At 51.3% G+C, this 10,535-nt stretch carries 11 protein-coding genes; 6 read left to right on the top strand and 5 right to left on the bottom strand.

Annotated features, from left to right (window positions below; translation table 11 throughout):
* The first annotated feature begins 3 nt into the window (after positions 1 to 3).
* The 3 genes from ACK8NJ_RS17305 to cueR are packed head-to-tail and all read left to right on the top strand — an operon-like array spanning position 4 to position 3,742.
* Positions 4 to 2,166 (top strand): type I secretion system permease/ATPase, encoded by a 2,163-nt coding sequence (locus ACK8NJ_RS17305; protein ID WP_411961827.1) that lies wholly within the window; start codon positions 4 to 6, stop codon positions 2,164 to 2,166.
* A complete protein-coding gene (locus tag ACK8NJ_RS17300) occupies positions 2,163 to 3,338 on the top strand; it encodes an HlyD family type I secretion periplasmic adaptor subunit (protein WP_001014327.1) in 1,176 nt (391 codons plus the stop codon). Before ACK8NJ_RS17305 ends, ACK8NJ_RS17300 begins: the two co-directional genes overlap by 4 nt.
* Complete coding sequence (gene cueR, locus ACK8NJ_RS17295) at positions 3,335 to 3,742, top strand: Cu(I)-responsive transcriptional regulator (protein WP_001026747.1); 408 nt, start codon at positions 3,335 to 3,337, stop codon at positions 3,740 to 3,742. Before ACK8NJ_RS17300 ends, cueR begins: the two co-directional genes overlap by 4 nt.
* A 3-nt stretch (positions 3,743 to 3,745) precedes the next feature.
* Here cueR and ACK8NJ_RS17290 read toward each other — a convergent pair whose 3' ends face one another.
* The 3 genes from ACK8NJ_RS17290 to ACK8NJ_RS17280 all read right to left on the bottom strand — a co-directional run bounded on the left by ACK8NJ_RS17290 (position 3,746) and on the right by ACK8NJ_RS17280 (position 5,473).
* On the bottom strand, positions 3,746 to 3,949 hold the full coding sequence (locus tag ACK8NJ_RS17290) for a hypothetical protein (RefSeq protein ID WP_000664216.1): 204 nt from the start codon (positions 3,947 to 3,949) through the stop codon (positions 3,746 to 3,748).
* A complete protein-coding gene (locus ACK8NJ_RS17285) occupies positions 3,946 to 4,368 on the bottom strand; it encodes a hypothetical protein (RefSeq protein ID WP_001305512.1) in 423 nt (140 codons plus the stop codon). Before ACK8NJ_RS17285 ends, ACK8NJ_RS17290 begins: the two co-directional genes overlap by 4 nt.
* A gap of 85 nt (positions 4,369 to 4,453) precedes the next feature.
* Positions 4,454 to 5,473: a YadA-like family protein gene (locus ACK8NJ_RS17280; protein WP_409024057.1), complete on the bottom strand. Its 1,020-nt coding sequence runs from the start codon at positions 5,471 to 5,473 to the stop codon at positions 4,454 to 4,456.
* A 1,500-nt stretch (positions 5,474 to 6,973) separates the two neighbouring features.
* On the opposite strand from ACK8NJ_RS17280, the gene ACK8NJ_RS17275 reads away from it, so the two are divergent.
* Positions 6,974 to 7,336: a hypothetical protein gene (locus tag ACK8NJ_RS17275; RefSeq protein WP_001001643.1), complete on the top strand. Its 363-nt coding sequence runs from the start codon at positions 6,974 to 6,976 to the stop codon at positions 7,334 to 7,336.
* 184 nt (positions 7,337 to 7,520) lie between these two features.
* Here ACK8NJ_RS17275 and ACK8NJ_RS17270 read toward each other — a convergent pair whose 3' ends face one another.
* Together ACK8NJ_RS17270 and ACK8NJ_RS17265 are read right to left on the bottom strand one after the other, a co-directional pair.
* Positions 7,521 to 7,979: an NfeD family protein gene (locus tag ACK8NJ_RS17270; RefSeq protein WP_000970327.1), complete on the bottom strand. Its 459-nt coding sequence runs from the start codon at positions 7,977 to 7,979 to the stop codon at positions 7,521 to 7,523.
* Complete coding sequence (locus ACK8NJ_RS17265; protein ID WP_000904502.1) at positions 7,976 to 8,893, bottom strand: SPFH domain-containing protein; 918 nt, start codon at positions 8,891 to 8,893, stop codon at positions 7,976 to 7,978. Before ACK8NJ_RS17265 ends, ACK8NJ_RS17270 begins: the two co-directional genes overlap by 4 nt.
* A gap of 145 nt (positions 8,894 to 9,038) precedes the next feature.
* On the opposite strand from ACK8NJ_RS17265, the gene fetA reads away from it, so the two are divergent.
* Positions 9,039 to 9,716, top strand: a complete 678-nt coding sequence (fetA, locus tag ACK8NJ_RS17260) for an iron efflux ABC transporter ATP-binding subunit FetA (protein ID WP_001157535.1) — start codon at positions 9,039 to 9,041, stop codon at positions 9,714 to 9,716.
* Complete coding sequence (gene fetB / locus ACK8NJ_RS17255) at positions 9,703 to 10,482, top strand: iron efflux ABC transporter permease subunit FetB (RefSeq protein WP_001295323.1); 780 nt, start codon at positions 9,703 to 9,705, stop codon at positions 10,480 to 10,482. Before fetA ends, fetB begins: the two co-directional genes overlap by 14 nt.
* Positions 10,483 to 10,535 lie beyond the last annotated feature (53 nt).

The following is a 10,535-nucleotide window of genomic DNA, read 5'->3' as shown; positions in this document are numbered from 1 at the left end:
AGAATGAAAAAAAATGCCCAGTCCGTGGAAGCCTGGCTGGAGGCGATGATCGCCGTGGCGCGTTATTACCGCCTCGATTTTTCTCAGGAGAACGTGCGCGCAACCGTCAACTGGGAGCGCGACAGCAAGCGGGAAGAGTTGCTCACCGATATGGCGCGGCAGTTGGGAATGGGGTTACGGCTGGTGGAGTTTTCCGCCGATTCGCTTAATCCGTGGCGACTGCCGTTGATCGCCGTGTTTGATAATCAGCAGATTGGCGTGATCACCCGCCGCGACAACCACGACAATATCAGCGTTCAGTTCAGCGGTGACGAAGGGCTGGAAACCACGCTCAACGTTGCGGATATTGAAGATAACATCGTTGAACTGGCGCTACTGCGCCCGCTCAGCGCCATCCCTGACGCGCGGGTAGATGACTATATTCGACCGTATCAGGCGAACTGGTTCTGGAATCTCTCGCTAAAAGACTGGCGGCGCTATGGCGATATTATGCTGGCCTCGCTGGTGGCGAACGTGCTGGCGCTGGCGGCGATGATTTTTTCGATGCAGGTTTACGACCGCGTCGTTCCGGCGCAGTCCTACCCGACGCTGTGGGTACTGTTCGCCGGGGTGATGATGGCGATCCTGTTTGAGTTTTGTATGCGTATGGTGCGCACGCACCTTTCCGATGTGATCGGTAAGCGGGCGGATCTGCGCATTTCGGATCGCGTTTTTGGTCACGCATTACGGCTGAAAAATAACGTGCGATCGAAATCTACCGGATCGTTTATCTCGCAGATCCGCGAGCTGGAATCGGTGCGGGAGCTGATTACTTCCACTACCATCGGCGCGGTGGCGGATCTGCCGTTCTTCCTGCTGTTTGTCTTTATTCTGTGGATGATCGGCGGCTGGTTGGTGCTGGTGGTTTTGCTGGCGTTGCCCTTGCTGGTGATCCCCGGCCTGCTGGTGCAACGCCCGCTGGCGCGGCTGGCGAACGAAGGAATGCGCGAGTCAGCGGTACGCAACGCTACGCTGGTGGAAGCAGTGCAGTCGATTGAAGATATTAAACTGCTGCGCGCCGAACAGCGTTTTCAGAATCAGTGGAACCACACCAACGATGTGGCCTCGTCCATCAGCATGAAGCAACGTTTTCTCACCGGGCTACTGCTCACCTGGACCCAGGAAGTGCAATCCATCGTCTACGTGGTGGTGCTGTTGGTGGGCTGCTTTATGGTGATGAACGGCGACATGACTACCGGCGCACTGGTCGGGACGACGATCCTGGCTTCGCGCACCATCGCGCCGCTGTCGCAGATATCCGGCGTGCTCTCGCGCTGGCAGCAGGCAAAAGTGGCGCGCAACGGCCTCGATGAACTGATGAAGCGCCCGGTGGATCAGCCGGAACACGGCAAACTGGTGCATAAAGCGGTGCTGCATGGCAATTATCAGTTCAGCAACGCGGTGTTTTATTACGACGAAGAAGAGAAAATTGCCGATGTGGCGATTGGCAAACTCAACATTCAGGCCGGAGAGAAAATCGCCATTCTCGGGCGCAACGGCGCGGGTAAATCGACGCTACTGCAAATGCTCGCCGGAATGCGTATTGCCCAGCAGGGGCAGGTGTTGCTGGATAACATCAGTATCGGGCAGCTTGATCCGGCGGATCTGCGCCGCGACATGGGGCTACTCAGCCAGACCGGACGACTGTTCTTCGGTTCGCTGCGGGAAAACCTCACCATGGGGATGCCGGAAGCCAGCGATGAAGATATCGAACGCGCGTTAACCCTCAGTGGGGCGTTGCCGTTTGTGCAGAAGCAGAAAAACGGCCTCAACTACATGATTCAGGAAGGGGGATTTGGCCTCTCTGGTGGTCAGCGGCAAACGCTGCTGCTGGCGCGGCTACTCATCTCTCAACCGAATATCGTCCTGCTCGATGAACCCAGCGCCTCGCTGGATGAAATGGCGGAAGCATATTTAATCGAACAACTGAAACAGTGGATTGGCCATCGTACGCTGGTCATCGCCACTCACCGCACGGCGATGCTGCAACTGGTGGACCGCATTATCGTGATGGATCAGGGGCGGATTGTGATGGACGGCGCGAAAGAGACTATTTTGCGTGAACAGAGCGAACCCACGGCGCGACGGGTGGTGTTGCAGGAGAAGAATAAGGGGTCTGCCGCATGAACGGACAACTGCAATACAACCGTGGCCTGACTGAACCCCGCTTGCCGCGTTCGGCGCTGGCGGTACGCGTTACCGCTGTGATGCTGCTCTGTTTTCTCGGCTGGGCGTGGTACTTCCAGCTTGATGAAGTCACCACCGGCAGCGGCACGGTAGAACCCTCCGGGCGCGAACAGGTGGTGCAGTCGCTGGAAGGCGGAATTCTGTATCATCTCGACGTCAAGGTTGGCGATATTGTTGAACAGGGCCAGCCGCTGGCGCAGCTTAATCGCACCAAAACGGAATCCGACGTTCAGGAAGCGATGTCGCGGTTGTATGCGGCGCTGGCAACCTCGGCGCGGCTGCGGGCGGAAGTGAGCAATAAACCGCTGGTCTTCCCTGACGAACTGAATAAATTCCCCGAACTTATCGAGTCGGAAACGGCGTTGTACAACACTCGCCGCGACGGGTTGAACAAAGCCACCACCGGGCTGACGCAGGGGATTAGCCTGGTCAACCGCGAACTGGCGATGACCCAGCCGCTGGTAAAACAGGGGGCGGCGAGCAGCGTTGAAGTGCTGCGCCTGCAACGCCAGGCCAATGAACTGGAAAACAAACTCAGCGACGTGCGCACGCAATATTACGTTCAGGCGCGCGAAGAGTTAGCGAAAGCCAATGCGGAAGTGGAAACCCAGCGTTCGGTGATCCGCGGGCGGGAAGATTCTCTCACCCGGCTCAACTTTACCGCGCCGGTGCGAGGCATTGTTCAGGACATTGACGTCACCACGGTTGGCGGCGTCATTGCCCCCGGTGGTAAACTGATGACCATCGTGCCGCTGGATGAGCAACTGCTGATTGAGGCAAAAATCTCCCCGCGCGATGTGGCGTTTATCCATCCGGGGCAAAAATCGCTGGTGAAAATAACCGCCTACGATTACTCCATCTACGGCGGCCTGCCGGGGGAAGTGGCGGTGATTTCACCGGACACCGTGCAGGATGAAGTGCGGCGCGATGTTTATTACTATCGGGTGTACATTCGCACTTTCAGCAACCATCTGGAAAACAAAAGTAAACAGCAGTTTCCGATATTTCCCGGCATGGTGGCGACGGTCGATATCCGCACCGGCAAAAAAAGCGTGCTGGATTATCTGTTGAAACCCTTTAATAAAGCACAGGAGGCGTTGCGCGAACGATGAACATTAGCGATGTAGCAAAAATTACCGGCCTGACCAGCAAAGCCATTCGCTTCTATGAAGAGAAGGGGCTGGTGACGCCGCCGATGCGCAGCGAAAATGGTTATCGAACCTACACGCAGCAGCATCTCAACGAACTGACCTTACTGCGCCAGGCGCGCCAGGTGGGCTTTAACCTGGAAGAGAGCGGCGAACTGGTGAATCTGTTTAACGACCCACAGCGTCACAGCGCCGATGTAAAACGGCGCACGCTGGAGAAGGTAGCGGAGATCGAACGGCACATTGAGGAGCTGCAATCCATGCGCGACCAGCTACTGGCGCTGGCGAATGCCTGCCCTGGTGATGACAGCGCCGACTGCCCGATTATCGAAAATCTCTCCGGCTGCTGTCATCATCGGGCGGGGTGAAAATCAGTTAATCCCCGTTTGCACCGAAAGAATATGCTGCAAACTTTCTACCATTATGCGCCCCGATTGAAATAAGCCTTCCTGGATTTCGTTGTTAACATTCACAGCGTGAACCAGGGAGGCTAATAACACCACTTGCAAGAAGGCAAAAATAAACGCACCGATAATCATAATATGCGTCAGGGGGATTTTCCTTTGCTCCTTCATTTTAAATAACCCACAAACTGACCTTCCTTCATTAAGGCGACTTTTCCCGTGTGGTGATAAACAATGACGTTATAAAGACCTGACTGATAAACAGTGGCATCTTTATTGTCTTCATCAATTGCACATAATGAATCATTGAGATAAGCAAAGTTCTTACTGCTCATTCTAAAGGTCATGCCAAATCCTTTATAAATAGATTTTTTAGCGGCCTGGGCATGTTGTGCGGCTTCTGCATTTTTAAATGCCTGCGCCTCGGATGCACTTAAAATAGCCGTCTGACGCTGTTGTTCTGCGAGATAACAGGTGTCATGGCTGACGCCCTGCGCCTGGCAATCTGCGATGCGGGAAGTGGGTGAACTACAGCCAGCCAGTAATATAACCGCCAGCAGGGAAAACGATTTAATGGAACTATTCATCATTGTTAACCTTAAATAATGTACAAATTAATGAAGAGGTGAAACCCGGCAAGCTTCCTTGCTCTTATTTATATTGAGGATTGGAATATTAGAAAGAATATCCCACGCCGACACCCGCGCCGAAATCAGATTGCGTATCCGCAGAGACACCGGCTTTAATCACGGTATGCGTTCCGGCATTAAAAGATGTTCCGACAGACACCGCAGATTCACCGTTGAAGGTTCCCGCTCCCGCTGACATCATCATAAAGTCACCGGCTTTCACCTGTGGTTGTGAGGCGATAGCGATGGCTGATGCAGTTCCCGCATTGGCTTCTTTACGGTTGTCCTCAACTTCGTTTTTCAGCGAACTGAAATGGTTATTGAGCGTAGTAATCTGCTGGCTATTATCCGCTACTCGTTTTTGCGTGTTGCTTAACTGCTGATGCGTTTGGGTTACGTCTTGTGTCAGGCTGTCAATTTGTTCATGCGTTTGTGTTGAGTCTTGCGCCAGACGCTGAATTTGTTCCCCGTACTGCACACTATCGATATGCTGTTGCGTTGCCTGGTTAGTCGCCAGAGTATCTATTTTTTGTTTTTGTTCTGCTGCAGTACGCGCATTCGCATCATTTTGTGCTCTCAGTCCGGCGTTAACCATCTCTTGATAATGTGCGTTGGTCTGGGCATCGCCAAGTGCGGAAACCGTTTTTTGCGTCGCGTCGATTTGTTTCTGCTGATCGTCCATTTGTTGCTGCTGGGTGTCCGCTTGTTCCTGTTGCGCATTGGCAGCAGCAGTCTGTCTGGCGTCAATCATGCTCTGATATCGGGCGGCAGTCTGTACATCACCGGTGGCGGCAACGGTTTTCCGGGTTTCGTCGAGTTGTTGCTGTTGGTCAGCAATATCGCTGCGGTTCTGTTCGATATTATTTTTGTTTTCTGTCACAGCACCGGAAAGTTTGACGCCGTTCATCAGAGCGGTGTTGGCGTTAGCGTTGGCATGGTCAGCCGTTGACTGGGCATGTGCGACATCGCCTTTTATGTTGGTGACGTCTGACTGCACTGCGGAGACATCATTACGGGTGTCGGCGATGGCGGCTTTATTGGCATCAATATCCGTCTGCGCCACCATAATGGCGTGCTGCGCGTCATCAGCTTTCATTGAAGCCCAGTTGGCGGCATGTTGTGCGTCCTGAATGGCGGTATCCTGCCCGTTGTCGCGGACGATCTGTTTTTGCTCGTTTGATGCCAACAGTTTCTGCTGGTCGGCAATATCGCTGCGGTTCTGTTCGATGTTGTTTTTGTTTTCTGTCACAGCACCGGAAAGTTTGACGCCGTTCATCAGAGCGGTGTTGGCGTTAGCGTTGGCATGGTCAGCCGTTGACTGGGCATGTGCGACATCGCCTTTTATGTTGGTGACGTCTGACTGCACTGCGGAGACATCATTACGGGTGTCGGCGATGGCGGCTTTATTGGCATCAATATCCGTCTGCGCCACCATAATGGCGTGCTGCGCGTCATCAGCTTTCATTGAAGCCCAGTTGGCGGCATGTTGTGCGTCCTGAATGGCGGTATCCTGCCCGTTGTCGCGGACGATCTGTTTTTGCTCGTTTGATGCCAACAGTTTCTGCTGGTCGGCAATATCGCTGCGGTTCTGTTCGATGTTGTTTTTGTTTTCTGTCACAGCACCGGAAAGTTTGACGCCGTTCATCAGAGCGGTGTTGGCGTTAGCGTTGGCATGGTCAGCCGTTGACTGGGCATGTGCGACATCGCCTTTTATGTTGGTGACGTCTGACTGCACTGCGGAGACATCATTACGGGTGTCGGCGATGGCGGCTTTATTGGCATCAATATCCGTCTGCGCCACCATAATGGCGTGCTGCGCGTCATCAGCTTTCATTGAAGCCCAGTTGGCGGCATGTTGCGCGTCCTGAATGGCGGTATCCTGCCCGTTGTCGCGGACGATCTGCGCTTGATTGGTTATCGGGTTCAGCGTATTGGTGGGCTGTACGGGAGAGGCAGCTGTATTTTCCTGAGGTGTCGTTGTCCGGTAATCATGCGCAATCAGATAATTTTGTGCGGCTGCACTATTCCCTGTCCTTTCTAAAAATCGACCAATTTTCTGATCAATTTCCGATTGCGACATTCCTGGCTGGATTGCCGTTAATTCTGTCGTTGCCGCCTCAACAGTATCACCCGCAAACGCAGATGGACTTACCGCGGTAGCAACAACGACAGCCAGTAAAGACAGCTTTACAGTTTTCATGCATTTTTTCTCTTTCAAAGTAAGTCACATATTTGTTTCTATAAGCAACGTAAAGCGTTGTTATAAGAATTAATCTGCGTTGCAATTTGATCGAAATCTACGCCGCCATTTGTGTGATGTAAAGCGCATTTTTGTCTGGTGTAAGCGTAAACACCACCAATAAGAAACAAAAAATGTTTCTTATATAAATAAAATCGAAAATCATTTTGTGCTCTTTCAATGTAAAAAAGAGTAAAGACTTGTTTTGATAAGCGAAATAAATTCTGTTTCTGGACTAAACGTGAACCGGTTCCTGATGTGTGTTAAAATGCGTTTCTTTGATAAATCTCAATTTTTAAGAGGTTTACGCCAGGCAGGAAAATTTAAATGAATGAATTTGAGAAGATTTTTAATGAAATGAATCTGGACCGGGCATTGCTACCGATCCTTTTTCGTTCGAACCGGTCAACAGTGTGGAAATATTTAAGTGGCGATAGTACGGCTCCTGCCTCAGCTATGTCACTGATTATGCTGTTGCAGTTAATCCAGAAACGAAACCCCGATCTATTAGCCGAATGGTTAACGCTTTCTGATTTCACCATTCCGCCAGAAGTTTACCTGGACCAGCCTGATTACTGGAAAGGGTGGGTGTATACGCAACACAAGGTCAATAAAAACGTCCTGGAATATCTAAAAAAACATTATCCGGATGAAGACCAAAAAAACATGAATAAAGGTAGTGACGAGTAATTTGCCAATGCCAGTTAATATAGCGAAGGCGGCCTACGATTCGGGCGCAGACTTCCAGGCATGATAAGACGCGCCCGCGCCGCATCAGGCATCAGCGCATAACCGCCGGATGCGGCGTAAACGCCTTATCTGGCCTACAATTCGGGCATATTTTGTAGGCATGAAAAGACGCATCAGCGTCGCATCAGGCGATGACCGCACGGATAATCAGCGTTATCCCTTCTATCGCAATCACCTCAACATGCGTACCTGCACTGAGATCCTCGCTGGCGCTGACAGGCCATGAACTGTCGCCGACGCGCATATGACCTCGCCCATTGACCAGCGGTGATTCCAGCACAAAACGTCGACCAATCAGCTGCTGCCCCCGCTGGTTTAAATGACTATCGCTGTGCTTTTGTTCGCGCACCCGCCGCGACAACCATTTCCACCACAGCCAGGCGGCGAGCAGCGTCAGGATGGCAAACATTACTCCTTGCCACTCCCAACCCAGCGGCACCAGCCAGACTACCAGGCCGGTAATCACCGCGGCCACGCCGCTCCACAACAAATAACCATTTCCGCCCAGCATCTCGGCTGCCAGCAACAACCCGCCGAGACTGAGCCAGAAAATATGTGGATGAACGACCATTAACTCCATCATGGCTGAGTCCGTTTGTTGGCGCTGTCTTTCACCAGCTCGGCAATCCCGGCAATCGACCCCATCAGGCTGCTGGCCTCTAATGGCATCATCACTACTTTGCTGTTACTGGACGAACCGATCTGCTGTAACGCTTCGGTGTATTTCTGCGCTACGAAGTAGTTCACCGCCTGAATATCACCGGAGGCGATGGCTTCAGACACCATTTTGGTGGCGCGGGCTTCTGCTTCAGCGGAACGTTCACGCGCTTCAGCCTGTAAGAATGCCGACTGACGTTCACCTTCCGCTTTCAGGATTTGCGACTGTTTTTCACCTTCGGCTTTGAGGATTTCCGCCTGACGGATCCCTTCCGCTTCAAGGATGTAAGCGCGTTTGGTACGTTCCGCTTTCATCTGCGCGTTCATTGAAGAGATAAGCTCTGCCGGTGGGCGCACGTCGCGAATTTCAATACGGGTGACTTTAATCCCCCACGGGTTAGTGGCTTCATCGACAATACGCAGCAGGCGTGAGTTGATGCTGTCGCGCTGAGAGAGCATTTCGTCAAGTTCCATTGAACCCAGCACGGTACGGATGTTAGTCATGGTCAGGTTGATGATCGCCAGCTCCAGATTGCTGACTTCATAAGCCGCGCGCGGCGCGTCAATCACCTGAATAAAGCACACGGCGTCGATGGTAACGTTGGCGTTATCTTTCGAGATAACTTCCTGGGAAGGGATATCGAGCACTTGCTCCATCATATTGATCTTGCGACCAATGCGATCCATAAACGGCACCACCAGACTGAGCCCCGGCTGTAACGTTTTGGTATAGCGACCAAAACGTTCTACCGTCCATTGATAGCCCTGCGGCACGATTTTGACGCCCGCGCCGACAATGACCAGCGCGACAAAAATGAGAATAGGGATAAAGATAAGCATCGGAAAAACCTCCTGTTGTACCGTCCATAATCAGCAAAATTGCTGCTTGATTAAACAAATTATACCTGATTACTGAAAGAGAGTTCCCCCTTATTCCTGCGAAGGATAAACTGTTTTTAGTAAAAATCAGAAAAAGGGAACAGTGATGCAGGAAAATAGTCCATTGCTTCAGCTACAAAACGTAGGATATCTGGCGGGTGATGCGAAGATTCTTAATAACATCAATTTTTCGCTGCGTGCTGGCGAATTTAAGTTAATTACCGGTCCTTCTGGTTGTGGCAAAAGTACGCTGCTAAAAATAGTTGCTTCATTGATCAGCCCAACCAGCGGAACGTTACTGTTTGAAGGTGAGGATGTCAGCACACTAAAGCCAGAAATCTACCGCCAGCAAGTCTCTTACTGCGCCCAGACACCGACGCTGTTTGGCGATACGGTATACGATAATCTGATCTTTCCCTGGCAGATCCGTAACCAGCAGCCTGACCCGGCCATTTTTCTCGATTTTCTTGAACGCTTCGCTTTGCCGGACAGCATTTTGACGAAGAATATCGCCGAGCTATCTGGTGGTGAAAAACAACGCATCTCATTGATTCGTAACCTGCAATTTATGCCGAAGGTTTTATTGCTGGATGAAATCACCAGTGCGCTGGATGAAAGTAATAAACATAACGTTAATGAGATGATCCATCGTTATGTGCGCGAGCAAAATATTGCCGTGCTGTGGGTGACACACGATAAAGACGAAATTAATCATGCGGATAAGGTGATTACACTGCAACCGCATGCCGGAGAAATGCAGGAAGCACGCTATGAACTCGCATAATATTACTAACGAATCATTGGCACTGGCATTAATGCTGGTGGTGGTGGCAATCTTAATTAGCCATAAAGAAAAATTGGCGCTGGAGAAAGATATTCTCTGGAGCGTCGGGCGCGCGATAATTCAGCTGATTATTGTCGGCTATGTGCTGAAGTATATTTTCAGCGTGGATGATGCCAGCCTGACATTATTGATGGTGTTATTTATCTGCTTTAATGCGGCGTGGAACGCGCAAAAACGCAGTAAATATATTGCTAAAGCTTTTATCTCATCGTTTATTGCCATTACGGTCGGAGCGGGAATTACCCTGGCGGTACTGATCCTCTCTGGGTCGATTGAATTTATCCCGATGCAGGTGATCCCTATCGCCGGGATGATAGCCGGTAACGCCATGGTAGCGGTGGGGTTGTGTTACAACAATTTAGGGCAACGGGTCATTAGCGAACAGCAACAGATTCAGGAGAAACTGAGTCTTGGCGCGACGCCGAAACAGGCTTCAGCGATATTGATTCGCGACAGTATTCGCGCGGCTTTAATTCCGACGGTCGATTCAGCAAAAACGGTTGGCTTAGTGAGTTTACCAGGAATGATGTCCGGGCTGATATTTGCCGGGATTGATCCGGTGAAGGCGATTAAATATCAGATTATGGTGACCTTTATGCTGCTCTCAACTGCCAGCCTGTCTACCATTATTGCCTGCTATTTAACCTATCGTAAATTTTATAATTCGCGCCACCAGTTGGTGGTGACGCAATTGAAGAAGAAATGATGCAATGCCGGATGCGCAGCATCGCATCCGGCGTTGTGGTTCATGTGCCGATC

The sequence above is a fragment of the Escherichia sp. F1 genome (genome assembly GCF_046764225.1).
GTDB classification, from domain to species: domain Bacteria; phylum Pseudomonadota; class Gammaproteobacteria; order Enterobacterales; family Enterobacteriaceae; genus Escherichia; species Escherichia coli.
The sequence above is the reverse complement of the archived record's forward strand: the minus strand, read 5'-3'. Positions and strand labels throughout refer to the sequence as shown.

Coding starts and splice junctions, on each gene's coding strand:
- ACK8NJ_RS17305 (WP_411961827.1), top strand. CDS start 4: ATGAAAAAAAATGCCCAGTCCGTGGAAGCCTGGCTGGAGGCGATGATC.
- ACK8NJ_RS17300 (WP_001014327.1), top strand. CDS start 2,163: ATGAACGGACAACTGCAATACAACCGTGGCCTGACTGAACCCCGCTTG.
- cueR (WP_001026747.1), top strand. CDS start 3,335: ATGAACATTAGCGATGTAGCAAAAATTACCGGCCTGACCAGCAAAGCC.
- ACK8NJ_RS17290 (WP_000664216.1), bottom strand. CDS start 3,949: ATGAAGGAGCAAAGGAAAATCCCCCTGACGCATATTATGATTATCGGT.
- ACK8NJ_RS17285 (WP_001305512.1), bottom strand. CDS start 4,368: ATGATGAATAGTTCCATTAAATCGTTTTCCCTGCTGGCGGTTATATTA.
- ACK8NJ_RS17280 (WP_409024057.1), bottom strand. CDS start 5,473: ATGGTGGCGCAGACGGATATTGATGCCAATAAAGCCGCCATCGCCGAC.
- ACK8NJ_RS17275 (WP_001001643.1), top strand. CDS start 6,974: ATGAATGAATTTGAGAAGATTTTTAATGAAATGAATCTGGACCGGGCA.
- ACK8NJ_RS17270 (WP_000970327.1), bottom strand. CDS start 7,979: ATGATGGAGTTAATGGTCGTTCATCCACATATTTTCTGGCTCAGTCTC.
- ACK8NJ_RS17265 (WP_000904502.1), bottom strand. CDS start 8,893: ATGCTTATCTTTATCCCTATTCTCATTTTTGTCGCGCTGGTCATTGTC.
- fetA (WP_001157535.1), top strand. CDS start 9,039: ATGCAGGAAAATAGTCCATTGCTTCAGCTACAAAACGTAGGATATCTG.
- fetB (WP_001295323.1), top strand. CDS start 9,703: ATGAACTCGCATAATATTACTAACGAATCATTGGCACTGGCATTAATG.